This window comes from Aequorivita capsosiphonis DSM 23843, assembly GCF_000429125.1.
Lineage (GTDB): Bacteria > Bacteroidota > Bacteroidia > Flavobacteriales > Flavobacteriaceae > Aequorivita > Aequorivita capsosiphonis.
The window spans coordinates 360,704-387,096 of sequence record NZ_KE386849.1 but is presented as its reverse complement, the minus strand read 5'-3'; the positions used below and the strand labels follow the sequence as shown (position 1 = coordinate 387,096).

Annotated in this window: 29 protein-coding genes; 17 read left to right on the top strand and 12 right to left on the bottom strand. The window is 36.6% G+C overall.

Annotated elements, in window-relative coordinates; all coding sequences use genetic code 11:
• From G440_RS21425 to G440_RS0117330, 5 genes are all read left to right on the top strand, one after another.
• A partial coding sequence (locus G440_RS21425; protein WP_026452453.1) for a hypothetical protein occupies positions 1 to 279 on the top strand: 279 nt, incomplete at its 5' end.
• Positions 280 to 692: 413 nt separating this feature from the next.
• Entirely contained in the window at positions 693 to 1,205 is a 513-nt protein-coding gene (gene parS / locus G440_RS0117345) for a type II RES/Xre toxin-antitoxin system antitoxin (protein WP_026452452.1), read from the top strand.
• On the top strand, positions 1,205 to 1,687 hold the full coding sequence (locus tag G440_RS0117340; RefSeq protein ID WP_026452451.1) for an RES family NAD+ phosphorylase: 483 nt from the start codon (positions 1,205 to 1,207) through the stop codon (positions 1,685 to 1,687). The genes parS and G440_RS0117340 overlap by 1 nt, the downstream gene beginning before the upstream one ends.
• Positions 1,688 to 2,156: 469 nt before the next feature.
• Positions 2,157 to 2,609 carry a GNAT family N-acetyltransferase gene (locus tag G440_RS0117335; protein ID WP_026452450.1) on the top strand — a complete coding sequence of 151 codons (453 nt, stop codon included), beginning with the start codon at positions 2,157 to 2,159 and terminating at the stop codon, positions 2,607 to 2,609.
• Positions 2,610 to 2,729: 120 nt separating this feature from the next.
• The gene (locus G440_RS0117330) at positions 2,730 to 4,583 is read left to right on the top strand and encodes a MutS-related protein (protein WP_026452449.1); all 1,854 of its coding nucleotides are present in this window, start codon (positions 2,730 to 2,732) and stop codon (positions 4,581 to 4,583) included.
• 318 nt (positions 4,584 to 4,901) lie between these two features.
• Here the strand turns inward: G440_RS0117330 and G440_RS0117325 are convergent, their stop codons facing one another.
• Complete coding sequence (locus G440_RS0117325) at positions 4,902 to 6,173, bottom strand: alkaline phosphatase family protein (RefSeq protein WP_034259835.1); 1,272 nt, start codon at positions 6,171 to 6,173, stop codon at positions 4,902 to 4,904.
• A 331-nt stretch (positions 6,174 to 6,504) separates the two neighbouring features.
• On the bottom strand, positions 6,505 to 7,449 hold the full coding sequence (locus G440_RS0117315) for a 2-hydroxyacid dehydrogenase (protein WP_026452447.1): 945 nt from the start codon (positions 7,447 to 7,449) through the stop codon (positions 6,505 to 6,507).
• A 509-nt stretch (positions 7,450 to 7,958) separates the two neighbouring features.
• Here G440_RS0117315 and tnpA point away from each other — a divergent pair.
• The 5 genes from tnpA (at position 7,959) to G440_RS0117285 (ending at position 13,679) form a co-directional block, all read left to right on the top strand.
• Positions 7,959 to 8,411, top strand: coding sequence for an IS200/IS605 family transposase (tnpA, locus tag G440_RS0117310; protein ID WP_026452446.1), 453 nt, complete (start codon positions 7,959 to 7,961; stop codon positions 8,409 to 8,411).
• A gap of 727 nt (positions 8,412 to 9,138) precedes the next feature.
• Entirely contained in the window at positions 9,139 to 10,434 is a 1,296-nt protein-coding gene (locus G440_RS0117300) for an NfeD family protein (protein ID WP_034259833.1), read from the top strand.
• 25 nt (positions 10,435 to 10,459) lie between these two features.
• The gene (locus tag G440_RS20315; protein WP_084426862.1) at positions 10,460 to 11,290 is read left to right on the top strand and encodes a slipin family protein; all 831 of its coding nucleotides are present in this window, start codon (positions 10,460 to 10,462) and stop codon (positions 11,288 to 11,290) included.
• Positions 11,291 to 11,895: 605 nt separating this feature from the next.
• Complete coding sequence (gene lpxD / locus G440_RS0117290; RefSeq protein ID WP_026452444.1) at positions 11,896 to 12,891, top strand: UDP-3-O-(3-hydroxymyristoyl)glucosamine N-acyltransferase; 996 nt, start codon at positions 11,896 to 11,898, stop codon at positions 12,889 to 12,891.
• Between the two features lie 200 nt (positions 12,892 to 13,091).
• Complete coding sequence (locus tag G440_RS0117285) at positions 13,092 to 13,679, top strand: hypothetical protein (RefSeq protein ID WP_026452443.1); 588 nt, start codon at positions 13,092 to 13,094, stop codon at positions 13,677 to 13,679.
• Between the two features lie 110 nt (positions 13,680 to 13,789).
• On the opposite strand, the gene G440_RS0117280 is transcribed toward G440_RS0117285, so the two are convergent.
• From G440_RS0117280 to G440_RS0117265, 4 genes are all read right to left on the bottom strand, one after another.
• The gene (locus G440_RS0117280; protein WP_026452442.1) at positions 13,790 to 14,386 is read right to left on the bottom strand and encodes a TlpA family protein disulfide reductase; all 597 of its coding nucleotides are present in this window, start codon (positions 14,384 to 14,386) and stop codon (positions 13,790 to 13,792) included.
• Between the two features lie 95 nt (positions 14,387 to 14,481).
• Positions 14,482 to 14,901, bottom strand: a complete 420-nt coding sequence (locus G440_RS0117275; RefSeq protein ID WP_026452441.1) for a hypothetical protein — start codon at positions 14,899 to 14,901, stop codon at positions 14,482 to 14,484.
• Entirely contained in the window at positions 14,898 to 15,305 is a 408-nt protein-coding gene (locus G440_RS0117270; RefSeq protein WP_026452440.1) for a DoxX family protein, read from the bottom strand. The genes G440_RS0117275 and G440_RS0117270 overlap by 4 nt, the downstream gene beginning before the upstream one ends.
• 109 nt (positions 15,306 to 15,414) lie before the next feature.
• Positions 15,415 to 15,765 (bottom strand): hypothetical protein, encoded by a 351-nt coding sequence (locus tag G440_RS0117265; RefSeq protein WP_026452439.1) that lies wholly within the window; start codon positions 15,763 to 15,765, stop codon positions 15,415 to 15,417.
• A gap of 360 nt (positions 15,766 to 16,125) precedes the next feature.
• Here G440_RS0117265 and hpf point away from each other — a divergent pair, with 360 nt between their 5' ends.
• Together hpf and G440_RS0117255 are read left to right on the top strand one after the other, a co-directional pair.
• On the top strand, positions 16,126 to 16,425 hold the full coding sequence (hpf, locus tag G440_RS0117260) for a ribosome hibernation-promoting factor, HPF/YfiA family (protein ID WP_026452438.1): 300 nt from the start codon (positions 16,126 to 16,128) through the stop codon (positions 16,423 to 16,425).
• A gap of 10 nt (positions 16,426 to 16,435) precedes the next feature.
• Positions 16,436 to 17,272, top strand: a complete 837-nt coding sequence (locus G440_RS0117255; protein WP_026452437.1) for a universal stress protein — start codon at positions 16,436 to 16,438, stop codon at positions 17,270 to 17,272.
• 211 nt (positions 17,273 to 17,483) lie between these two features.
• Here G440_RS0117255 and deoD read toward each other — a convergent pair whose 3' ends face one another.
• The 5 genes from deoD to G440_RS0117230 all read right to left on the bottom strand — a co-directional run bounded on the left by deoD (position 17,484) and on the right by G440_RS0117230 (position 20,609).
• Complete coding sequence (gene deoD, locus G440_RS0117250; RefSeq protein ID WP_026452436.1) at positions 17,484 to 18,185, bottom strand: purine-nucleoside phosphorylase; 702 nt, start codon at positions 18,183 to 18,185, stop codon at positions 17,484 to 17,486.
• Positions 18,169 to 18,840: a deoxyribose-phosphate aldolase gene (gene deoC, locus G440_RS0117245; RefSeq protein ID WP_026452435.1), complete on the bottom strand. Its 672-nt coding sequence runs from the start codon at positions 18,838 to 18,840 to the stop codon at positions 18,169 to 18,171. The genes deoD and deoC overlap by 17 nt, the downstream gene beginning before the upstream one ends.
• Complete coding sequence (gene trxA / locus G440_RS0117240; protein WP_026452434.1) at positions 18,840 to 19,142, bottom strand: thioredoxin; 303 nt, start codon at positions 19,140 to 19,142, stop codon at positions 18,840 to 18,842. The genes deoC and trxA overlap by 1 nt, the downstream gene beginning before the upstream one ends.
• 121 nt (positions 19,143 to 19,263) lie before the next feature.
• Positions 19,264 to 20,130, bottom strand: a complete 867-nt coding sequence (locus G440_RS0117235) for an RsiV family protein (protein ID WP_026452433.1) — start codon at positions 20,128 to 20,130, stop codon at positions 19,264 to 19,266.
• 74 nt (positions 20,131 to 20,204) lie between these two features.
• Entirely contained in the window at positions 20,205 to 20,609 is a 405-nt protein-coding gene (locus G440_RS0117230; protein WP_026452432.1) for a hypothetical protein, read from the bottom strand.
• A gap of 112 nt (positions 20,610 to 20,721) precedes the next feature.
• Here G440_RS0117230 and G440_RS0117225 point away from each other — a divergent pair, with 112 nt between their 5' ends.
• The 3 genes from G440_RS0117225 to G440_RS0117215 all read left to right on the top strand — a co-directional run bounded on the left by G440_RS0117225 (position 20,722) and on the right by G440_RS0117215 (position 23,976).
• Positions 20,722 to 21,957, top strand: coding sequence for a PAS domain-containing sensor histidine kinase (locus G440_RS0117225; RefSeq protein WP_026452431.1), 1,236 nt, complete (start codon positions 20,722 to 20,724; stop codon positions 21,955 to 21,957).
• A 1-nt stretch (position 21,958) separates the two neighbouring features.
• Positions 21,959 to 23,011, top strand: a complete 1,053-nt coding sequence (locus G440_RS0117220; protein WP_026452430.1) for a response regulator — start codon at positions 21,959 to 21,961, stop codon at positions 23,009 to 23,011.
• 125 nt (positions 23,012 to 23,136) lie between these two features.
• On the top strand, positions 23,137 to 23,976 hold the full coding sequence (locus G440_RS0117215; RefSeq protein WP_026452429.1) for a universal stress protein: 840 nt from the start codon (positions 23,137 to 23,139) through the stop codon (positions 23,974 to 23,976).
• A gap of 187 nt (positions 23,977 to 24,163) precedes the next feature.
• On the opposite strand, the gene G440_RS0117210 is transcribed toward G440_RS0117215, so the two are convergent.
• On the bottom strand, positions 24,164 to 24,481 hold the full coding sequence (locus G440_RS0117210) for a hypothetical protein (RefSeq protein WP_342663976.1): 318 nt from the start codon (positions 24,479 to 24,481) through the stop codon (positions 24,164 to 24,166).
• A 56-nt stretch (positions 24,482 to 24,537) separates the two neighbouring features.
• On the opposite strand from G440_RS0117210, the gene G440_RS0117205 reads away from it, so the two are divergent.
• Positions 24,538 to 25,383, top strand: coding sequence for a universal stress protein (locus tag G440_RS0117205; protein ID WP_026452427.1), 846 nt, complete (start codon positions 24,538 to 24,540; stop codon positions 25,381 to 25,383).
• A gap of 147 nt (positions 25,384 to 25,530) precedes the next feature.
• Positions 25,531 to 26,379, top strand: coding sequence for a universal stress protein (locus G440_RS0117200; protein WP_026452426.1), 849 nt, complete (start codon positions 25,531 to 25,533; stop codon positions 26,377 to 26,379).
• Positions 26,380 to 26,393 lie beyond the last annotated feature (14 nt).

Here is a 26,393-nt window from a genome sequence, read left to right as displayed (position 1 = left end):
CATGATTTTTCCAATAGACCATACCCTGAGAAAATTCCAACATATGATTATCCATCAACCATGAAAGTGATGAAAGTATGCCAAAATGCATCCCTGCGGTGGAAGTCATATTATTGGGTATATTTAACTGCTGGACTTAAGGGCAAATACGTAGGAGTTGAAGATCAAGGAAACGGAATTTGGAGAGTATTTTATAGAGACGTATTTTTAGGTTACTTTAATGAAAATAAAATAAGAGATAAACAAGTATCAATTAGACTAAGTCAGAATCTAGTGTAAAGCATGTGACTTTAACTTTGTAAACTATGTGCCTTAACGAACAGCAAAAAAAACTACATTGCAACGAATTAACTTTGATTTGCAGCGAATATATGTTATTTCCGTTGCAAATAATGCATCGAATGAAAGCTTTTATACAACAAAAAAAGAATTGGCCTGAATTTACTTAGAACAGTTGGTTAATTCGGTTCGATTTGTGCCAGTGATTTCGGTTCAAACTGTGCCAGTTAACTTGTGTGGATATTTCAACAAAGAACTGAGGTGAAAAAGAAGCCTTTTCTTTATTATCCGAACAGCTATCCAGCATTGATGAAATCTTGGTTCTTATCAATTCCCAAACCATAAACTTATTTAAACAAAAAAAACTAGTAATTGTAGCAAAATTGCTGTACATTCACAACAAATATGTTGTTATGAGCGATAAGAAAAGTAAAATGCCGTCTAGAACCAAAGCGATGGATCCAGAAAAAAGTGTCCAAAGAGCAAGAGCCAGAAGAGCCGAAAGTCCGTATTGGAGCATAGTGGTTGCAGAAGATAAATATACTTGGAATACAAAGATGGGCAGAGTTGGTATTATTAGACAAGGATTACCTTATGAGTCAATTGAAGTGATAAGTACAAGAACAAATTTACCTGTGAAACACGTTTTGAATCTTCTGGGTGTAGCTCAAACCACCTACAATAAAAAAAAGAAAGATAAAGATTTACTTACTGGTAGAGATAGTGAAGTGATTCTAGTTCTTGTAGAATTGCTCGATTTTGGGTTAGAGGTTTTCAATAATGAAAAAGAAAAATTTCAACGTTGGTTAAAAAAACCAAATATTTCTTTAGGAGGTGTCTCACCTGAAAGTCTCTTCGATTCTTTAACTGGAATTCAAGAAGTTAGAAATATTCTAAATAGACTTGAATATGGAAATATGGCCTAATGAGAGTATATAGAATTGAGAGAGAGAAATATTTAGAAACCACTTTAAAAGGATTTGGAGCCGCATTAACAGAGGGATATCGTTGGAACAGCCTTAACACATATTTAGTTTACACTGCTGAATCTCGAGCACTTGCAACTTTAGAGGTTTCAGTCCATTTAGACCTTAGTGAAGACCTGCCACTGGACCGTTATTATGTTGAGGTTGATATTCCTGATGAAGTTGACATTTTAGAATTAAGAACAGAAGATCTACCCGATAACTGGAACATAAAACCTCCGTCTCTTGAAACACAATACATTGGTGATGATTTTGTAAAAGATAATGAAGCAGCAGTTCTTAAGGTTCCAAGTAGTATTGTTCCTCCCGAATACAATTATTTAATTAATCCAAATCATCCTGAAGCAAGAAAGATTACTGTGGTTTCAATAAAACAATTAACTTTTGATGATCGATTCAAACAGTTAAGTAAAAAACCATAATCAAAAACTAGTGCTAATCGAGAATACACTTCCACCCCTAAACAGGAACGAAGTGCGCCTCTCACACCACCGTAGCCTTCGACTTCGCTAAGGATAAATCCAGCGGGTCTCCTACCTTCTTGGTTACAGGCAAGGACGGCGTTTCGCTAATGAAACACATCGTTTATAGTATTCAATCTCTCTTAAAACCGAGGGAAAGTACATCGCCTCTACAAATGAACAAAAGACTAAGGTGTGAACAAACCTTTTCTTCATTATCCCAATACCTATCCAAAATCGCTAATTGTATTCTAGGCTTACAGATTAAGAAATTAGATCTGTAAGTTTTTTTTATAGATTTTCGGAGTGGTTTTTTTGAGTTTTAGGAATTTGCTTTACCTTTTAATCGAAAAATAGACTAAAAGTGCGTGCATAATTCAATAGAGAACACCATCGTATAAAAAGCTTACCAACTAGTGTACTTATTAAGATGAACAGATCAATAACTATTAGAGAATATAAAACCACAGATAAAGAAGAACTTCTCGATTTGATTAGACTGAACATACCTGAGTTTTTTGCGCCCGAGGAAGAAGCCGATTTTAAGGACTATTTAGAAACCAAAAGAGAGCTTTATTATGTGCTATTATTTAATGAAAAAATTGTTGGTTGCGGAGGGGTAAACTTTGAAGACAACAAAACGACAGGAATTATTAGTTGGGATGTTTTTCATCCAGAGTATGAAGGAAGATCCTTGGGTACGCAATTAATAGAACACAGAATAGGCATACTTAATTCCATTGGCAGCATTCAGAAAATAATCGTTAGAACTTCACAGGTGGCCTATAGGTTTTACGAAAAACAAGGCTTTGGGTTATTGGAAATTAAAAAGGACTTTTGGGCAAAAGGTTTTGATATGTATTATATGGAGCTTAAGAATTGATAGCTGCAAAATCAGCCCAAATCGCTAAGCATAGTAACAATTCCCTAACTGATAAATGCCATTTTATAGACTAGCTTCCACTATATTTGAATATTGAAAAATACTTCAAGCATAAAACCAATGAAGATTTACAGCGATAATATAAAAATGTACGATGCCAAATTACTGGATCTAAGTAAGGTGTTAAAACGTTTTTCATTTCTTAGGCTGTTTATTTTTGTCCTTACAATTGTTGTTCTTATTTACTTGTTCAGCATCAAGTTATTTACTCCCTTTCTTATTGTTTTGCCTATTTCAATTCTGCTCTTTGGATTGGTTATTTCGCATTATAATAAAATAGCTTACCTGCGAAAACATACTTCATTTTTAAAGAAAATAAATGAATCTGAAATTCTAAGAGGGAAATGCGATTTGGAGGAATTTGATCCCGGAGATAGGTTTATGGATCAAAACCACCCATACACCTCCGATTTAGATATTTTCGGGGAACATTCTATTTTTCAATTGATTAATAGAACAACTACGGAGTCTGGGACGATTCTCTTATCGGAATGGCTGTCTAAACCTGCTTCCAATGATGAAATACACGACCGGCAAAATGCCATAATGGAATTGTCGCAAAAATTGGAGTGGCGGCAAGACTTTCAGGCTTCGGGGATGCACTTTCAAAACAAAGAAAGCGATTATCATAAATTGCTAGCTTGGGTAAAAGCGCCGATAGTTTTACTGAAAAATCAACATATATATAAAGCAGTTGCAATTCTGCTTCCTGTGCTGATATTGCTGAGCGCCTATTTCTTTTACGTCAACTTAGAATCGCTGCAGCTGCTTATTTATTTAGCATTGATGATTATAATCCTGGTAGTTAATATAATTATCCTAAAAAAGGTAGGTTCCTTAGCCGAGGGGATCGTGGAAACTTCTACTAAGAATCTTTCAACTTTAAGAAGTTATCAGAACCTGATTCAGAAGATTGAAAGCGAAAGTTTTAATTCAAAAAAGCTAAAGGAATTACAAGCAATCGTAATACACGGCAAATATTCTGCACAGGATGAAATTAAAAAGCTAAGCAGTATATTGGAATTCTCTCAGCAAAGACCTATAAAAAAGATAGCGATTGGTGGAAATCCAGTTTATCTGATATTAAATGCTTTCCTGCTATTGGACATTCACGTGATTATTGGAACTGAAAAATGGAAATCAAAAAATAAAGCATTTCTAGAATCATGGGCGCAAGTAGTTAGCGAATTTGAGGTGATTAATAGTTTCGCAGGATTAAGTTATTCAAACCCAACCTATACATTTCCGAAAATTACCGAAAAGGACCACTATGTGCACTTTGAGGCTCTAGGGCATCCTTTAATAGATTCGGAGAAACTGGTTTGTAATGATTTTCATTCGGAAGGACAAGGAGATGTAGTTATGGTAACCGGTTCTAATATGGCAGGAAAAAGCACGTTTTTAAGAGCGGTAGGTCTCAACATCGTATTGGCATTGGCTGGCGCGCCCTGTTGTGCGAAAAATGGGAAGGTATCCAACTTACAGCTGTTTTCAAGTATGCGAACAGAAGATAACCTAAAGAGGGGAATCTCATCTTTTTATGCCGAATTGAGCAGAATAGAAAAAATGCTCAACCTGATAGAAAGTAATAACAATGTATTTTTTCTGTTGGATGAAATGTTTAAGGGTACAAACTCCGAAGATAGGCATAGAGGAGGGTTTTCATTTATCAATCAGATAAACGATCTTAAAACTTCGGGAATTATTGCGACCCACGATATTGAACTCGCAAAACTAGCCGGAAGTAAAAAATTGGTTACAAATTATAGTTTTAATAGTGAGATTAAAGACGGCGCCATGTTTTTTAGCTATAAACTGGATCCAAGTATCTGCAATGATTTTAACGCTAGTGAACTGATGAAAAAGAGTGGGATTAAAATTATAGCTGCTATTCCGAAAAAAGAAACAAGCTGATAGTATTACACCTTAAAACGATGTTGTCTTTGCCTTTTAACGATGGTCTCTGTTTCTAAACATTTTTTATTGAAATGCAACTGTCTTTTTACCTAGTGCATTTTTCAGGATGAAGTAATAAGACAAGAGAACCTTGTTATGTTAATTTCAGAACCTACAGGTAGAAATCATTTTAAATTGGACTATGCAAGCAAAAAAATCCACAAGCTTCGGAATTCGTAGATTTGTAGCTATCTGTCTGGCAGGTGGTGAAATAATTTCTGTTTTGTGTTATGCAATTTATGGACCAGTTATAACTTCACGTACAAGTACCCTCCGTCATTTTAGAATTCCTTCCAACACTTTTAAATCCCCGTCTATCTTACTATCGATATTTAGTCCTAAGATGTGCGCTATCAGTGGATAAATATTGATGTTGGTAAAACTCCCAATTTCATAGTTTTCTTTGAAAGCAGGACCCCATGCATAAAATGTAGCTTGCATTTCCGGAAGGTAATTATCAAAACCATGCTGTCCGGCACTTACGGGACGGTTCGAAAATCCAAATACTTTAGGTGGATGGGCAACTAATATAATATCCCCAATCCTATTAAGGCTATCATCTTTTTTACTATAATGCCAGCGCTTTGGTATCCTCTTCTTGAGGTACACATCATAATCTTTTGCAACTTTTTTTAATTTTCGATACGTTGGTTTTATATCTTTTTTGTTTTTGGCATAGAGCTGAGTTAAAGCGCCACCATTTGCAATAACAAACTTACTAGTATCAATAACCGTGGGGCGTCGGATTGGATGTAATGTGTCAACATTCGCCATTCCGTGGTCAGAGACAAAAATAAAATTGATGGGAAGATTTAACTGAGCGCACATTTCATTCATCTTTTGGATGGAATGATCTATAAGCTGAACAGCATCGTGGGTTTGGGAAGAATTGGTTCCATAACGATGTGCTGCATGATCCACTTCGGGGAAATAAAAGGTAATAAAATGGGGGCGTTTCCCAGGCGGCAATTCCAACCATTGTTTTAATATCTCCAATCTTCTATCAATTGGAATCGCCTCGTTATAGTTAAAATAATAAGTAGGGTCAACCCCATCAATATGGCTTTCGGAACCAACCCAATAAAAGCTAGCAGAAAGCATTTTTTGACGTTCAGCTAGCACCCACAACGGAACACCTCCATACCAGGAAGAGTCCTGCACCGCTTTTTTATTCCGAATTGTATAGAATTGATTTCTCTTTTTATCATAAAAAGTATTGGCAATAATACCGTGATGGGAAGGATACAGCCCAGTAGCAATTGAATAATGATTAGGAAAAGTTAAGGAAGGATAACTTGGCCTCATTGAAACGGCCTTGACGCCTTTAGTACTTATCTTTTTTAAAAATTCAGCATTATATTTTTCAGCAAGGTCATAGCGGAAACTGTCGGCAGAAATTAAAATGACGTAGGGCTTTTGTTGCTGTACCGCAGCGTTTTCACGCCCCGGTGTTATGTACTGGATTGTATCCTGGGCGAGAAGGTGTGAAGTTAAAAATAAAACGATACAAATAAATGATGAAACGGTTTTGATTGATTTGCTGAACATCTAAAAAAGTTTTCTGTGAAAATAAACTTACGAACTAATCACCGCAAAGCATCGAAATAAAAAGGAAAATCATTTCTTTCCCACAATTTCTTTAGATATGTTTTCCACAGACAGCTTTGTGGTTAATCAAGGTTCGGTTCTCGGCATTTATAATTGTGGTGAAAATCGCCAGCTTCGCCAAACCAATCCTTGGCAAAGAACCGTTGATTCAATATCATTTTGGGGATTAAATGCTTACACACAATTTAGATATCGATCTTTTTTGAGCTAACGTTAATCAGCCTAATAATACAGAAGGATTGAGAGTAGAAAATTGTTTTTAGTAATCAACTCAATATCCTCTTTCTATATCTACAACATCCACAAGTTCCTCTCCATTCTTCATGGCCTTATAATTGTGCACTATTTTTTTGACAGCCGATTCTGGATGAATGTTGCCGGCGGTGTGTGGGGTGATCATAATCTTTTCGTTGTTCCAAAACGAATGATTCTTTGGCAAAGGCTCTTCGCTAAAAACATCTAAAGCTGCGCCGGCAAGTTGTCCGGTTTCAATTGCTTTCAATAAATCATCTTCTACAAGCTCTTTTCCCCGGCCAATATTGATTAGATATGCACCTTGGGGTAATTTATTAAAGACTTCTACATTTAAAATACCTTCTGTTTCATTGGTTAGCGGCAAGGTGCAGATCAAGATATCTGCTGTTTTTAAAAAGTCAGCTCGTTGGGAATTTCCGTGGAAAGTTTTAATATGGTCTATATGTTTTTCCGATCGCGACCAACCGGTTACTTTAAAGTCATTTTTTAGCATAAGCTTTCCAACTGTTTCTCCGATTGACCCAATCCCCATGATGCCGATCGTTATTTCTTCCGGGCGTAGATAGGAGTGAGGTTGCCATAACATCTGTTCTTTTTGTTGTAGATAAACTGGCAATCTTCGCATATAACTTAAAGTGAGCGCTAAAACAAAATAGGCTATATCGCCGCGATGCATGGGATCGTTCGCTTTGGTAAGGATGACATTTTCGGGTAGGTTGTGATTCTTGGTAATATGTTTTATTCCAGCGGCCATTGAAGCTATGACTTTAAGCTTGGGATACTTTTCAAACGCATTTTCCGGGGGACGGAATGCCAATAGGAATTCTGTGTTTTCTCTTTCGGTATCATCTGGATAAACTTCAACGGTAATATTTGGAGCGCTTTCGCTTAAGGCATTTCTCCAAGGTTCTATCAGCTTTTCTTGAGAGCAAATAATTACGATTTTATCGGTTGTAGGCATAAAAATGTTTTTAGAGTATATAATAATTTTCAATTTAGACTTAGTATTAATCCACAATGTGTAAAAAAGTATCTGTATTTAAACAATGTAAATGTCCTACGTCAAAAGTTCTTTAGACTTTGGTCAATTTTAACTTTTAAGTAAGTTCATTACAAAGTGTGTTTTTAATAGTAAATACAAAACTTATCAAAAATCAATTTACATTGTTTAAATTTAAGGTAACTTATTTTTGAAACTAAAAGGAAGCATTATTCTTAAAATGACATACAGAGATCTATGTGAGCGATATGAGGGGGATTAACGTAGATTGATATAACGCCCTTTCAGGGCTTAGCAATTAGAGACTATAAAGGTGTAACCTCTGTTGAATTAGATGTTCCATCCTAGCCCTGAAAGGGCAGCATAGTATAACGATGGGGGCAGCCCATCCTATTAAGATAAGTATATTAATCCCTGAAGGGGCGGAATCTTCTAAGATGGGTTTAGCCATCCACTAAAACATATAACTCATGGGACAATCATTAGTTCAAAACTACATCCACATCATATTCAGCACGAAGTATCGGCAACCACTCATCCATGCCCCCGTGGAAGAAGAGCTTCACGCATACTTGGGTGGTATCTGTAATAGATTGGAATGTCAGTCTATTAAAGTTGGCGGTTACACCGATCATATTCACATTCTATGCAAGCTTTCCCAAAAAATTGCATTGATGAAGCTGCTTGAAGAAGTGAAATCACATTCTTCTAAATGGATAAAAACCAAAGGAGAGGATTACAGGAATTTTTATTGGCAAAATGGATATGGAGCGTTCTCGGTTAATCCTTCTCAGGTTGATAGAGTGATAGCCTATATCGAAAATCAACATAAACATCATAGTAAAAAGACCTTTCAAGAGGAATATGTGGAATTCTTAATGAAGTATAAGGTAGCATATGATGAGCGATATGTATGGGACTGATAATGGGGTGAATAGATATCTCGCCCCTTCAGGGCTAAGTTTTTGCTTCTTGGACTTCAACACAGGGCTGTCGCCCTGCATTGAATTATGTCGCCCTTTCAGGGCTTAGCGTCAGTTTCTTGGGCTTTACCCCAGAGCTGTCGCTCCGTGTTGCGGTATAATGCCCTTTCTGGGTTATGCAATTCGAGTCCATAAAGTTGTATCCTCTGTTGATTTAGATGTTCCAACTTAGTCCTGAAAGGGCGTCATAGCTTAAGGATGGGCTGAGCTCATCCGGTAAAGACTAACTTATATATCAAGCCCTGAAAGGGCGTAATCTCCTTAGGCTTAAAACAGTATAAAGTAGCCTATGATGATCGATATACATGGGACTGATAATGGGATGAATAGATATCTCGCCCTTTCAGGGCTTAGCGCCAGTTTCTTGGACTTCAAAACAGGGCTGTCGCCCTGTGTTGAAGTATGTCGCCCCTTTAGGGCTTAGCGCTAGTTTCTTGGACTTCAAAACAGGGCTGTCGCCCTGTGTTGAAGTATGTCGCCCCTTCAGGGCTTAGCGTCAGCTTCTTGGACTTCAACACAGGATTGTCGCCCTGCATTGAAGTATATTGCCTTTTCAGGGCTTATTATTTATTCTCGTTCAACAATGTTTTCAATAGTTCCTTCAAATTTTACCGGAATTCCAGATTACATTACTTATTTTTAAGCTAAACTTATTTGGAAGGTTAAAATGAAGTACTCCGCTATAAAAATATTCTTTATAATACTGGGCTTGGCGTTTAGCAGCTTCGTCCATGCTCAGAAGGTAGTTGTTTTAAACTTAAACGACCCCATTTATCCTTCAACAGCAGATTATATTAATAACGGACTTCAGAAAGCGGCGGATGAAAATGCAGTTTGTGTGGTAATAAAAATCAATACGCCCGGCGGGTTGATGAAGCCTACCCGAGATATGGTGGGTAAAATATTAAATGCGCCCATTCCCGTCATCTCTTTTGTTACACCTTCTGGCGCGCATGCCGGTTCTGCTGGCGCTTTTGTAGCGATCGCCGCAAACATTAGTGCGATGAGTCTGGGGTCTAACATTGGTGCTGCCCATCCGGTTTTGCAAGGCAGGATTCCAGATTCTATTATGAATTCGAAAATGACCGAAGACGCATCGGCTTTTATGCGATCTATAGCCGAACACAGAAGGAAAGACACTACGTTAGTTATGCAGATGGTTACCAATAGTCGCTCGTTTTCTGCGGAACAGGCTTTAAAAAGTAATATAATTGATTTAAAAGCAGACAATCTATATGAATTGCTTAGCAAAATTGATGAACGCACGGTTACATTAAGTTCCGGAAAAAGTGTAATCCTAAACACCGCTTCGGCGGAAGTTGAACATGTAGAAATGGGTCAGCAACTACGATTTTTAACTTTTCTTAGCAACCCTAATTTGATGTATGTGTTTTTGATAATGGGGATGATGGGCCTATTTTTTGAATTGAGCAACCCTGGTGGCTTAGTTCCCGGAATTGTTGGTGCCGTTTTTTTGATTCTGGCCGGTTTCGGCATGTCTGTTTTACCCATTGATTTTGCCGGATTGGCATTGATCATTGTGGGGATTATTCTTTTTATCTTGGAAGTCAAATTTCAGAGCTATGCCTTATTATCCATTGGTGGCATAATTTGTCTATTTTTGGGTTCTATGTTTTTAATTGACGAAACCCAATCAATAGATGTGTTTTATATTTCGTGGTCTGTGCTTATAAGTTCTGTCGTGATAATTTCGGCTTTCTTTATTTTCCTTATTTATTTTGGCATAAAAGCTCAATTTGGTAAGCGGAAAACAGGAACTGAAGCTTTGATTGGCTTAAAGGGTATTGCTATGGAAACGCTTTCTCCGGAAGGAAGAGTTCGGGTAAACGGTGAATTTTGGAATGCCGTTGCGCAAGAAGGAACTATAACAGCCAAAACTGAAATAGAAGTTGTTGCTTTTAAGGAATTTAAACTCACCGTTAGAGTGGTGCCTTTACTATAATTATCTAACTAAAAATTCAATTATTATGATACCAATTTATGTATTAATATTTTTCGGTGTTCTCATTATACTCAGCTCAATAAAAATTCTTAAGGAATATGAACGCGCTGTTGTATTTAGATTGGGACGTGTTACAAAAGGGGGAAGCAAGGGTCCTGGGCTTATTATCCTTATTCCTTTTATCGATAAAATGAAAAAAGTAACCTTGCGAACTATTGTTCACGACGTTCCCACCCAGGATATTATTTCATTGGATAATGTTACGCTGAAAGTAAATGCAGTTGTTTATTTTCGGGTAGTTGATGCTGAAAAGGCAACTATTGAAGTGGAGGATTATTTTTATGCCACCTCACAGCTTTCCCAAACGATTCTTCGGAGTGTTTTAGGTCAGTCAGAATTGGATGAAATTCTTTCTAAACGTGATAAATTAAATTTGCAGTTACAGGAAATTATCGATGCCCATACTGATCCTTGGGGCGTGAAAGTTTCAAATGTAGAGATTAAACAAGTAGATTTACCACAGGAAATGCAACGAGCAATGGCAAAACAAGCTGAAGCGGAAAGATTCAGAAGGGCAAAAGTAATTGCTGCCGAAGGGGAATTTCAAGCTTCCGAAAAATTAGCCGATGCCGCCGAAGTTCTTGCTAGACAACCCAGTGCTTTGACACTTCGTTATCTGCAAACATTATCTGAAGTTGCAGCTGAAAATAACTCTACTACACTTTTTCCTATTCCTATTGATCTTTTTAAGCCTTTTATGGAAAATATGTCAAAGAGTCCGGATGGGATTAAACAGTTAACAAAGCAAAAAAAGCAGGAGGCGGATAAAAAAGAAGACACGGATAATCAGGTTTAATAAAGCAAATGACTTTCTGAGAGGAAACAATTTTTTCTGCATTAAATATTTGAAGCTTACAGATTGAGAAATTCTATCTGTAAGCTTTTTTTATGGGTTGTTTTTTCGCTGGCGAACAACTAATCATTCATAAACACGTTAACTACACACGTTTCAAAATGAAATATCACAACCAGATTTAGCTTAAACGAGTAATGATTTGAATAATCGGATTCCGTTTTTCTATTTAATAAGCATCGAGTAGAGGAAAAGTGATTTGGAAAAGCATCACCTTAAAACCTAAATTTTAAAATAGATAGTCATTTTCAAAGAAATACTGAACAATTGTACTAAACCCAACAAAAATTCAATTATTATTGACATAATTTTTGATTCTGTTAGGAAAATTCTTTTCAAGAGAAGTTTTGCTTTCAATTATAAAGAGGGCAAATGTAAGGTCATTAATTTTTAATCATTAAAACGATGGAGAACGAAATGTGGGTTTTTAGTTATGGATGCCAAGTCAAACGGTCAAGCTTTAAGTAGATTTGATTTCAAAAACACTAACAATTTTACCTTCTTATCCTAAAAAATAGAAACAGCTAACCAGCAATAAAAAATACTACATGATATTCCACACTATAAATGAAATCAACAACATTCTAAAAGGTGAATTAATAGGAGCTACCACCCAAAAAATTGAAGGTCCAGAGGAATTGCAAAAAGCGAACAGCAGTCAAATAACCTTTATTGGAAACAATAAATACGCGAAGTATTGGCCAGATTCAAACGCTTGTGCGGCAATTGTAAATAACAATATAAAAATTGAACCTGGGGAAAACCGCGCTTTTATTAAAGTGAAAAATGCGGACTTAGCGATGGCAGAAATTTTGGAGCTATTTAATCCGACAGCCCCCGTTTTTGATGTAGAGATACATCCAACTGCGGTGGTACACGAAACCGCAAAAATTGGTGAAGGCTGTAAAATTGGTCCAAATTGCTATATAGGGAAGGATGTTGAATTAGGAAAAGGAGTGATCCTTTATCCAAATGTTTGTGTGTTTGATGAGACCATTATCGGTGATAACACTATTGTTTGGTCTGGAACCGTTATTCGCGAGCGTTGTATTATTGGAAGCAATTGTATTTTTCACACCAATGTTAGTATTGGAGCTGATGGATTTGGGTATAGACCGAGCGCTGATGGGAAAGGCTTGGTGAAAATTCCACAGATTGGAAATGTTATTATCGGGCATTATGTTGAAATCGGATCTAATTCCTGTGTTGATAGGGCAAAATTCAGCTCCACTATTATTGGTGATGGCTGTAAAATTGACAATCTGGTACAAATTGCACATAACAGTATTCTGGGCCGCTCCTGTATTATGGCTGGACATAGCGGACTTGCGGGTTCTGTTACTTTAGGCGATGGGGTAGTTATTGGCGGAAGCGCTTCAATTAAAGATCACACAACTATTAATTCTGGTGCTACCGTTGGAGCTGGATCTGGAGTTATGAATGACGTGGAAGCAGGAAAAACTGTTTTAGGCTACCCTGCACAAGATGCCAGAGAGATGCTAAAGCAATGGGTGGCAATACGCCGGTTTATAAAAAACCAATAGTTTCGGTTTATTGAAGGTCAATTGATTTTGCTTTACTTCACTTAAACGTTGGAAAATAGAAAATTAATTAATTGAATAATGTGAACTAAGGTTAGTCATTGGTAACATATACGCGATTAAAAGAATCGAATCAAACTGATTCTTATAATATTTTCCCGAAAATTCGTATCTTAAGCGTTTAAACTAAAAAAAGCTTTGCTATGAAAAAAATACTATTTATCCTCGGTTTTGCATTTGTGTTTTCAGCAACTGCACAAAATAAAATCTTGCCAAAAGATGTACAGATAAAAACTGCAGTTTTGGCGGCCCCTGAAATGTACCGCGACGGTGCTACAGTTCTTGGCTATAATCCTGAGGGAAAACTTACCACCCTACGCGAAGGCACCAATGAAATGGTATGCTTGGCAGACGATCCCAACAAAGAAGGGATTAGCGTAGCCTGCTACGGCGCCGAGCTAGAGCCGTTTATGGCAAGAGGACGAGCCTTGGCAGCAGAAGGAAAATCCAACGAAGAAAAACAAGAAGCTAGAAAAAATGAAATAGAGGCAGGAACTTTAACTATGCCGAAAGAACCATCTATGGTATATGTATTGGCTGCAGAAGAAAAAGATCTTAACCCTACAACTGGCGAACTAGAAAATAGTAAAATTCGTTATGTGCTTTACAAGCCATATATGACGGGTGAAAGCACTGGCTTACCCACAAAACCTCAAACCCCAGGAATGCCATGGTTGATGGATGCCGGAACGCACCGATCGCATATAATGATTACGCCTGCGAATAAATAGATTTGAGATGTGAGACTTGAGACAAAAAGAGGCTCACCATTTCGATAAATTATAAAAAAACCATCTTCACTTAAGAAGATGGTTTTTTGGTTTAGGATTTCTCGAGAGGCTTAAAGACTTTTTAAGAACTCCTTAAAATCGGCGCGATTATAGTCGGCCATTCCTTTGTGTGTAAAGACTAAGTCACCTTTAGAATCTATAATAAATGTGGTTGGAATACTTTGCGAATTATACATTTGAGGGATTGCGGCTGCAGGAGCATAAACTTCAAAGTCGAAAGAATTGCTATTTTTATATTGGATTGCCTTGTCAAATTTTCGGTCAAAGGAAACCATTATTACTTCAATTTTATCTGTGTCAATGTCGTTATACATATCGTTTATTCCTGGCATTTCCGCAACGCAAGGAGGACACCAAGTAGCCCAAAAGTTGATAAATATTGTTTTCCCGCGATATTGTTCCAAGGACACTGTTTCCCCCTTTGAGTTTACCAATTTCATGTTGAAATCTGCTTTGGTAACTAGTGCTTTTATTGGTTCTGCCGCTTGGTCTATTTGCTCTAAATTAGGGTTCATCACTCCTGTGGCTAATAGCCCTCGTTGTGCAAAGCCAATGACTTCAGTGTGAATTCCCGAAAAATAAATTCCGAATATTACTAGTCCCAAAAGTCCGTATTCAATGATGTGTTTTTTCAATTTTTTATTCATGATATTGATTTTTATAAGGTTTAAAATTTTGTATTCTTTTTCTGAAGTTGATTTGCCAACAACAGCTATTATGTAAATTGGTCTTTATTCTATTTCTATAATTCCAGACTTAAATAGCCTTGCTTCTGAAGTTGAAAATTATAGAGAATTCCATTTTTGACAATTTTCATATCCTTTGGAATCCTTTTGCGATCTACTTTAAATCTATTGAGTGAAAAGCCACACGCCACAATGTTTGCTCCTATCAACTGTGCTTTTTCTAGGTGAGGTTGCATAACTTCTAGGTTAGTGCTATCGCCAATTGTCTTTCCACAAACGATGATTTCAAAATTGCCGAAATCTTCGCCGTCTTGATTTGCCAGAGCCTCTGCTGCTAGTAGAATAGGTTTCAGCTGTTGTACGTTTTTTGTTAGCACAACATAATTCTGTTTATCCATTTGTTGAGCGAAGGAGTTCTGGAAGTTGCCAATTATCATAAACAGACAAAGGGCAAGTGTTGAAAAGAGTGGTTTCATGGTTCTTGTTTTTTAAAGGATTTGATATCGTTTAGGATAAAGAAAAGCAGTCCGCCAGCGATGGCAAGGTTCTTAAATAATGGTCCTAAACTGGTTATTTGCCCTACTTGAATAGTTATTGATATCGGAATGAGCACCGCGAGCAAAACTATGGCGGCCCATCGGGTTTTAAAGCCAATTAAAAAGCTAAGGCCTGCTGCCAGCATTACTATTCCCGATAGAATTACTAAGAACTCAAGATTTCCGAAAAACGTGGCAAAGCCTTTAAATTGTGCCATTTCAATTCGTTTTACGGTTTTTTCGATTTCAACCAAATGATTAAAGCCGGCGACCAAAAAAATCCCACTCACCGTAATGCGCAGCAGTTGTATAGAACGCCTGCTCACAGATATATTTGGAGTCATATATTAAGAGTTTAAAAAAAGTATGTGATTATTCGCCGAAAACAAATGAATCCAAATACTTGAATTCTATTGAATTGACTAACGAATGTGATTTAACTAAATGAAACAGTTAAACTCTTGGAGGAAGGTATAAGGGTTCTGTAAAAAGACTTAAATGAAGTGTGTCTGAAAACACGTAGTCCTTAAAGTTATCTTTCGCTAAAACAAAAGAAAGGGCAGTAGTTTTAAAATCGAAAACAGAGGTACAGATTACTGGAATCTCTAGGGAATGTACGCTTGAAAGGTCTAGTGAAAATGTGGCATCTGAATTAGCTGTGCTTTTTGAATTTTCGCAAAAAGGATGAACAACACTAATCTTTTTTCCGCTCAAAATCTGTAGTAACGCACCGGATTGGAACGCCATAAGGTTCATCAAAAAAAGACCCGCCAAAAAGAAGGCTGTTAGATTTTTTGTGTTCATCAAAGGCAAACTTAATGATTTAGTTTTGTTTTAATGTAACATTAGTTACAAAGAAAAAATTAGAGAGATAGTTTTAACTTTCTTTTAGAAATGAAAGATTCAATATTTTGTGCAAATAAAATGTGGACTAAGCTGAGTTATTTGTTCCCTATCTGAATGGTACGGAAAATAGAACACTGATTTAAAAAGTTTAAAAGTGATTTAAGTACTAAAGGAGTGATAATTTAAAATCATGTGGCAAATTTTTTCATCGGAAATTTTTTATGAAATACTCTGTGAATTCCTCGAATATGACATTCATCATTTTAAAAATCATAAATATGGGATATATTTGAAGTTAATAACCAAATCAACACTAGTATGACTATAAACATTCAATACGTGAAAATGCCCACTAGCGAGGCGATGAACGAATATGTAGAAAGGAAACTCCAAAAAATCGCTGTAAAATACGAATGGCTCATTAGAGCCGATGTAAGCTTTAAAATGGAGAATAACGTGTATGGCAAAGGTAATATATGCGAAATAGAGCTTAGTATGCCCGGACCAAAAGTATTCGCTGCTTCAAAAGCAGATACATTTGAAGCCGCGGCAAAAGAGACCATAAGCGATCTTGAAAAACAGCTTAAAAAACGCAAAGCAAAATTCACAACTCACTAAACCAATCGAGATGAAAAAAATATTAGTTCCCGTAGATTTCTCCAAACATTCCGAAAATGCTTTGGAAGTAGCTGCTTCGATTGCTAAAAAACAAAATGCCGAAATAGTTGCCCTTCATATGATGGGCCTCTCTGACGCGGTAGTTACTCGCAACCAGTCGAAGGAAGTTTTCGAAGCAATGTATTATATGCGACTGGCAGAAACCCGGTTTGCGGAACTTCTGGATAAAGATTATCTAGAGGGAATAAAAGTAACTGACGCTGTACATAACTATACCATTTTTAGTGAGATTAACGATGTAGCCAAGGAAATGGAGATAGATTTAATCGTTATGGGATCGCATGGAACCACGGGATTGAAAGAAGTTTTTGTAGGTTCTAACACTGAAAAAGTAGTTCGTACTTCTGAAATTCCTGTTTTAGTGATTAAACACCAAACAACAAATTTTAATCCGCAGCTAGGAGTTTTTGCTTGTGACTTCTTGGTGAATTCTATTGCGCCCTATAAAAAAGCAAAACGGATGTTTGATCTTCTAGGAATAAAAATGCAACCACTTTATATCAATCTTGCGGGAGATTTCCGAAATACACGGGAAATAGAAAAACGAATTCTGCATTTTATGAATGAGGCCAAAGATCCAAACCCTTTTGAGAGTTTAAATGATGTAGTGCAGTATAATGACTATTCAGTTGAAGCTGGAATCTTTGCCTACAGCCAGATAACAGGAGCTGACATTATTGCATTGCCAACACAGGGACGCCAAGGTTTGGCACACTTCTTCTCAGGAAGTATAGGAGAGGATGTGGTAAATCATTCCGATTTGCCGGTGATGACCTTTAAAGTATAGTTAATTGCTATCGACATCAATTAACGACCTAAAGCAGGAATTCTAATTTTGAGTTCCTGCTTTTTTTGTGATGAATTCAACCACGAATTGCAAGAATCTAATTTTCTGTTCAAATTATTAACTAAAGAAATAGTATTTTGGTCTTCCGTAATTTAAGGGGTTTTAAGCCTGTATGAAACCTCAATGAAAATTGAGTTTTAAACGAGCCATCTTACAAAAGTGTATTCAGCGCAATCTCAATCATCTTTGAAAAACTGCCTTCACGTTCTTCAGAAGTTGTAGTTTCACCCGTTACCAAGGAATCGGAAATCGTTAAAATAGCCAAGGCTTTCACCTTAAATTTGGCTGCGATGGTGTAAAGTCCGGCAGCTTCCATTTCTACGCAAAGCACTCCAAAGTCTGCCCATTTCTTATAGTTTTCAAAATTATCTTCATAAAACTGATCGCTGGAAAGAATGTTGCCCGCTTTTATTGGAATCTTATTTTCCTTGGCGTAAAGTGCGGCTTTAATAAGTAAATCAAAATCGGCAGTAGGAGAGTAGTCACAGTTTACAAAACGAGTGTTGTTTATACCAGAATTTGAAGAGGCTGCCATTGCTATTACAATATCACGGACTTTAATATCCTTTTGGTAGGAACCGGCAGAGCCAACACGGATTAGGTTTTTAACCCCATAATGGTTAATAAGCTCGTGACAATAAATCAAAGCGGAAGGAATGCCCATTCCCGTGCCTTGCACCGAAATTCGTTTTCCTTGGAAAGTACCGGTATAACCTAACATGCCGCGAACTTCGTTGTAACATTTGGGATTGTCAAGAAAAGTTTCTGCAATCCATTTAGCGCGCAATGGGTCGCCTGGAAGGAGAACCGATTCTGCAATTTCGCCCGGTTTGGCGTCAATATGAGTGCTCATCAACATCGTTTTTTGTGGAAGTAACTATATCGATTCCCGAAGAAGTTCCAATTCTACGCACTCCCAATTCAATATATTTTTTTGCTGTTGCGGTATCTCTTATTCCGCCCGAAGCTTTTATTTTTAGTGTGTTTCCTACTTCTTCTATCATTATTTTAACCGCTTCTTCTGTGGCGCCGCCAGTTCCAAAACCAGTGGAGGTTTTTACAAAATCTGCATTTGCGTTTTTTGATAATTGACAAGCTTTTCTTATTTCGTCATCGGTTAAATAACAGATTTCGAGAATCACTTTTAATGTGTGGGTGCCAATTGCATCTTTAACTGCGGCAATTTCATCTTGAACCTGCTTGAATAACTTTGCTTTTAGAAATCCTATGTTGAGAACCATGTCAATTTCGTCAGCGCCGTCTTTTATAGCCTGCTTTGCTTCACACACTTTAGTTTGTGTATTGGTAGCGCCCAATGGAAAACCGATAACAGCAGCAATTTTTACTTTCGAATTATTGAGTTCTTTTTTTGCAATGGGAACATAGCAAGAATTCACGCAAACAGCGTAAAAATTATAGCTTATAGCTTCCTTGCAAAGCTTGATTATATCATCGGAGGTTGCGGTGGGCTTAAGAAGCGTATGATCTATATATTGACTCAGTTCCATTAATTACCGTGTTGATTAATTATTGAAACAAGATCATTTTTTTGCAAAACACCACTCTGGCGCCAAAGCTGTTTCCCGTTTTTAAATAATAGCATTGTTGGCACACCACGAACTTGATACTGTGATGCCAACGGCTGATTTTTATCCACGTCAATCTTTACGATTTTAATTGCATCGCCCAATTCAGTTTTCACGTCTTTAAGAATAGGAGCAAGCGTTTTACAAGGGCCACACCAATCTGCATAAAAATCTACAAGCACTGGTGTTTCGGAATTTATAATGTCTTTGAAGTTACTTTTCATATCGTCAATTTTACCCCCCCAGCCCTTAAAGGGGAGCGCAGTTTGCTCTATTTTAAGGAGTATGGAAAGCTCCCTTTAGGGCTGGGGGGTGTTACAATTCTTTTCTTTCTACTCTGTTAAATCAACCGAGCAAAGGATTCTTTTTAAACTGTCTCAAAACCGGCATCAATAGTTTCAAAGGAATTTTTATTGAATAAGTTCCTGTGTAGGACGGACAGATAACGCAGTCGTCAAAATAGTATTCCACTACATTGTCGTTTATTACAAAATTATTTTTAGCATCAAAGAAATCATCTGCTGAAATAGTCCAGCAGTCATAATACATTTCACCAGAGTTTATTTTTTCATTAAGAAGATCGTTTAAAATTTCACGAAGCTCTTCTTCCGTACCCTCATTGAAAAAGTCTTCATAATTCATAAAAACGGAGCGTTCCAAGTCAAAATTCAACGATTCAAAGGTGTAGGAAGCGTGTGCTGCTCCGGTGTAGTGATTTTCTTTGTAAAACAGTACGCTTATTAATCGATCGTTTAGATTGTAGATCTTGTATTCAACGATGCGCTTTTCGTGTTCTTGTGGAATTCCTAAGGAATCGCACAATCGCTTTTCCTCCAAAATCTGTTTTTCCACTCCTTCAGCGTCCAAGTAATACTTACTGATATATTCATTAAAATTTTCAAAATGAGGGTTTATCTTTTCGTTGAGGTATGGATATTTAAAATCTAACGTGTACCCGTCGTCTTCTTTTAAAAAGGACTTAGAGATAAGAAGGTTTTCAAGTTCTTCCTTCTGGTCTTTTTTTTCAATGAGCTCTCTTCGTTTTAGGTTTAAGCTTTGTTCAATCAGCTGCAAATCCCTATCTGAAATACGTAAAGAATCAACGTTTTCTACTGAAATAGAATCACTTTCATTATCTTCTATGGCTCTTTTCGAATCATTTTTACAGCCTAAAAGAATCAATAAAATTAAAATAGGAAGAACATTTTTCATAGTTTTTTGGAGTTTGATCCATAGAATTTAGCGAACAATTCAAGAAGATAAGGTACAGTTTTTTTTCGAGGCGCTTAATCGTTTAAAAGAATTTTTAATTTGGCCAACATAATAAGCTCACTTTTATTTTTTCCAGCGAAAGAACTCGCAATAGCATCTGCGGTTTCCCAAATTAATTGTTTTCGTTCTTGTGTGAAGAGCTTTGAATTTTCTTTTTTGTAATCTTCAAAACTGTCAAAGCAGTTATTTGCTTCCAGTTGTTCATAGTCAAACCAATCAAAAACGATTTCAATTTGATGGGCGGCATCGGTCTGGAAAGGGTCTTTAGAGTCATCCAAATCTTTCCATTTTTCTAGAACCATTTTTTTTAACACATCGTATTCTACTTTCCGTACCACTTTATCTGCTGCTGCAATGGCATAAAAGAGCTCCCCCATTTTTTGGTAAAACAGCAGTGGTAGCTTCTCTACATTTTTCATAATTCATTAATTTCTAGATTGTTTTCAGAGGGTAAATCTAATTTGTTTTACTTTAAATTTATATGATAAAAATCAGTTGACAAAAACTGTTTAAAATCCTTACTTTTGGGCAATGAAGGTATTTGAGGAAAAAAAGGGGAATATTTTCAGAATTCTTTCTGAAGCAATTTCAGAAGGTATCGTTATCGTCAATGCAAAACAGGAGATCGTGACCTCTAATGAAGCGGCAGACAATATGTTTGGTTACGCCCCAGGCGAGCTTTTAGGCCAAAACCTAAAGGTATTGATTCCTCGAAAATACAGTGATACCCACCCCGTCCAGGTTAGTGAGTATTTAGGGAAAAACGATCCGCGCAAGATGGGTCATGGACGCGATCTGTACGGAAGACGGAAGGATGAAAGCACTTTTCCGGTTGAAGCGGGGCTCAATCCCTTTGAAATCTACGGCAATAGGTATGTAATGGCTTTGGTTACTGACATTACTGTTCGAAAAAACCAAGAAAACCAAATAGCTGAACTGAATACGCAGCTCGAGCAAAAAATTGAAATGCGTACGCAGGCTTTAAAGCGGAGCATCAATGAACTGGAGGAAGAGGTTAGGAAACGAAAAGACGCCGAAGATAAAATAAAGGAATCGCTTAGAAAGGAGCGCGAGTTAAATGACCTTAAAACAAAATTCCTCTCTTTAGTGTCTCATGAGTTTAAAACTCCTTTGAGCGGCATACTTACTTCCGCTACCCTTGCCGGAAAATATACCGAAACAGCGCAGCAGGATAAACGGGAAAAGCACTTAAGAACTATCCAAAACAAAGTAAAGTATTTAAATAATATTTTAAATGACTTTTTATCCATTGAACGGATAGAGGCTGGAAAAGCTACCTATAAATTTGACACTTTCCCGCTGAGCAAGGTTGTAAATGAAGTGATTTATAATGCAAATATGCTTTTAAAGGAAGATCAAAAAATAAATTATCCAAATAATATTGAAGATATTACGCTAAATTTTGATGAAAAAATTCTTGAGCTATCCCTTACCAACCTTATAAATAACGCTATAAAGTATTCACCAGAGGCTACAACTATTGATGTGGTTGTAATTCCAGAGGAAGAATCTTTAAGTATTAAAATTATAGATCAAGGAAGAGGAATACCTGAAAAAGAACAGAAATTTATTTTCAACAGATATTTCCGTGCTGAAAATGCATTACTGGATCAAGGCACTGGGATTGGACTTAATATTGTGAAAAGTCACTTGGAAAGCCTAGACGGTACGGTTACCTTTGAAAGTGAAGAAAATAAGGGAAGCACTTTCACCATCACATTTCCGACAAATAAAACCATAGAGTAAGATGAAGACAATACTTCTTATTGAAGACGACACGGCACTTAGAGAAAATACGGCCGAACTTTTGGAGCTTTCCGGTTACAAGGTTTCCACAGCACCAAACGGTAAAATTGGTATAGAAAAAGCGACTCGCGAAACCCCAAATATTATTATTTGTGACATTATGATGCCAGAAATAGATGGTTATGGAGTTTTGGAGGCTATGGCTTTAAATGAAAAAACAACCCACATTCCATTTATTTTTCTTTCCGCCCGGACCGAACATAAAGAGATTAGAAAAGGAATGGATATGGGCGCAGATGACTATCTCACCAAACCTTTTGACGAAGAGGAATTGCTAAGTGCCGTCGAAAGTCGGTTGGCGAAAGCGAGCATCCTGGAATTACGTAAATTGAACTCAGAAAATGATGCTTCGGAAGATGAAGACCGCCCTAAAAATCTAAATCAGCTTAAAAACTTTTTTTGTGACGAGGGTGAAGTTTCAAAATATAAAAAGGGAGAAAATATTTACGGAAAAGGCGATCATTCAAATAGCTTGTTTTTAATATTGGAAGGTGTTGTAAAAACCCATACTACTGATGATAATGCCAAGGAACTGATAACAGGACTTTACAAAGCAGATGATTTCTTGGGCTTTACTTCTTTTGATGATAACATACCTTATAACGAGACGGCAACAGCTGTAGAAAATGTGGAGGTTGTGGGATTGTCAAAAATGTACGTAAGGGATATTTTAAGGAAAAGTCAAGATATATCTTTGGAATTGATGAACCTGCTTAGTGATAATCTTTCCGAAATAAAACTACAATTGGTTAAAATGGCCTACAGTTCGGTCCGCAAAAAAACGGCTGCAACCATAATTCAGTTTGTGGAAATTATGAACAAAAATCATGATGCGCCTTTGCGTATTTCGCGAAATGACCTAGCTACAACTGCGGGCATTGCTACTGAAAGCCTTATTAGAACACTTTCCGATTTTAAGAAGGATGGGATTATTGAAATTGAAGGAAGAGACATTCGTATCGTAGATCTGGAGAGCCTTCGAGATATCAATTAAAAATTTGCGCTTCTATTGCGCTGTTTCTTGTTTGGAAACTTTCAAATTTTTATTTCAAAAAACTGATTTTTATCATTTTGGGGATCAAAGCTTACAGATACATTTGTCAGTAAGATTTTGCCACAATGAAGAATATATTAATTCCAACGGATTTCTCTGAAAACGCACACAATGCAATAAGGTATGCGTTGGACTACTTTGCTGATATTCCTGTAAATTTTTACATTCTCCATGTTTCGCCTAAAGAAACATCGCACACAGAAGAATATGAAGGTTTTTTAGAATCCGATTCTGACATGCAGACGCTTAATAATACTTCTTCGCAATTAAAAGAAGAAATAAACACGTGTCGTATTTCGGCAGTAAACCCAAATCATAATTTTTTTCCGATTGAAGAAGAATCCAATTTGGTAGAATCCATTCGCACGCAAATTGCTGAGTATGAAATAGATTATATTTTGATGGGCACCAAAGGGGAGTCAAAAATGAGTGGAAACGAAATGGGGAGTAATACCTGTGAAGTAATCACGAAAGTAAAATGTCCCATAATGGTAATTCCAGAAAATGCCAGGTTTAGAGGCATTAAAAATATTGCCTTTGTAACAGATTACAACTGTATATACAGGAATAAGGTAATAAGTACACTTTCTGAAACCTTAGAGCTTTATAACACGCCACTTCGTATACTCCACGTAAAGTCTCTAACTACGGGAGGGCTCACAAATTCTCAGACAGATAACAAAGGGTTTTTACACTACTTTTTTAAGGAGAAAAAGCACAGCTTTCATTTTATTGAGAATAAAAGCTTAGAAACAGGGATTCAAGATTTTGTTGAAACCTGGGAAATAAGTCTGATCTCCATAGTAGCAAAAAATTTGAATTTTATCGAAAGATTACTTCTTAAACCCGCAGTAAAAGCTGTCAGTTATCAGACTTATGTACCGTTTTTAGTGATACATGAATAGTGGTCAGTGGTCAGTGGTCAGTATTCAGTATTCAGTGATCAGTGGTCAGTAATCAGTGTTCAGTAGAAGTTTTTAAAAAAGTGGCAGTTGGCAGTTGCAGTATTCAGTAGTTGTGGATAGTGAAATTAAAAATTATAAATATTCGTGTATTCGTGGTCAACCTTTTCTATCCCTCTAGGTAAACAAATTACAAATCATGATCCCTATCTATAGGATGATCTTCATAAAAATCGTCAAAAGTCTTGTCTGTAGTGTAATCATCGTGAAGAACCTTATAAACAGTAACAATCAACAATGCCTCTCCTAAAACTGTTAGGTAAAACACCCAACTAATAGAAAAGTTCAATGATGCAAAAATTGCAACCGTTACAAGAATGACACTCGTAATCACTAAGTAAGTCATCGCATTTATTTTCATAACGTTTTTAGAAGTAAGGTACAAAACATGAGCGATTTCGCCTATTAAGGAATCCTTAAAATCAACACATTGGCTGATATTTGTCATATTTTTTATTGCTGTTAACAGGTATATTTACATATTGAAAATATAAAAGAACTATTATGCGAAAAATATTGATCCCAACCGATTTCTCTGAAAATTCGATGAACGCGGCCAAATATGCTGCGGAATTGTTTAAACATGGCCCTTCAGAAATTTATATTCTCCACGCTTTTGCAGACGAAGTTTATGATGCCAAAACACGATTGGCCGATGCGAATTTTGATGAATTAAAACAAAAAACACTGGAAAAGGCAGAAGCGAATTTGGAAAAAATGCGGAAAGATCTTTTTAGTATTTCACCAAATCCAAAACATAAGGTTTTTACAATCGCGGAATTTGGAATGTTGGTCGATTCTGTAAATGAGTGGGTGGATAAGGAAAATATTGACGTAGTAGTTATGGGGACGCAAGGGGAGACTGATGATAAAAAAATAACCTTCGGTAGCAATACGCTTCAGGTAATAAAGTATGTTAAATGTCCAGTATTGGCCGTACCGGAAGTATTTGGCGATGTGCATCCAAAAAACATTTTATTCCCAACAGATTACCTTATACCTTATAAACGCAGAGAATTGAAACTTTTGGGAACCATAGCGAAATGCTTTTCTTCTAAAATTGAGTTTCTACATGTTTCTAAATTCCCAAACTCATCCTTAAGACAGGAAGATAACAAGACCTTTTTAGAAGCTTGTTTGTCAGAAAATCGGATCAATTTCAGCCAACATTCCGGTGCCGATATTACAAAGGCTATAAACACCTGTATTCATGAGAAGCCTATAGATATGCTGATTATGGTTAACACGCGCCATTCCTATTTGGAAAATATATTGTATCAATCAACTATCGAAAAAATAGGACTTCATATAGATATTCCCTTTTTGGTGCTTCAGAATTTATCGCGTTAAAAATTTAAAAAACTTGAAATGTTCAATAATAATTTTATATCCCAGGAATATTAGATATTTTAAACCCTTCAAAACATCAGAGACGCTTCGTTTCCGTTTTTGAATCAATTGAAGGTTATATATTCCGTAAAATCAACTTTAAGACAGATGAAAAAAATATTAGTTCCCACAGATTTCTCAGATAACGCTTATTCGGCCTTATGCTATGCCGCAAAACTATACAGTGGTGAGGTTTTGCAAATTACTATTCTCCATTCATTTAGCGATGAAATTGACAAACTTACAAGTCGGGTGGACATTGGTAGGTCCGAGACTATGCGAGAGAAGTTTTACAAGCAATATGACGATGAAGGCGAACAGTTGCTGGAAAAGCTTAAACAGGATGCTCCCAAGCAAAAACACACTTTTGATGTTATAAATACCCCTGCCACTTTAGCGAAAAGCATTAATTCACTTGTGGCTTCTGATGGTTATGACCTTGTTGTTATGGGTAGCAAGGGGCGCACAGCTGCAGAAGAAGTACTTATGGGAAGCACAACTGCAAGTATCGTTAAAACACTGGACGCTTGCCCGCTTCTTATAGTACCAGAACAAGTAGAATTTTCGATGCCTACATCCATCGCTTTTGCTTCAGATTTTAATGAGTTTTACCCGCTGTCAAAGTTAAAACCTGTTACACGCTTGGTGAGACAATATAACTCCAGACTAAACATCGTTCATGTGGGATCTGAAGCTGATCTTGAAAAAAATCAAAATCAAAATCTTGAAAAATTTGAAAATGATCTTACGGAATATGAAGCTGAATTTTATTTCGTTCCCAAAAAAGATACTATCTCAAAAACGCTTTATACCTTTATGGATGAAAAGAGTATAGACTTGTTTGTTTTAATATATCACAAACACAATTTCATCAAACAGCTTTTCCGAGAGCCTGTTGTTAGTAGGGTTGGTAAACACACCTATATACCAACTTTGGTAATCCCACAAAATTATTAAACTCCTATTGAAAT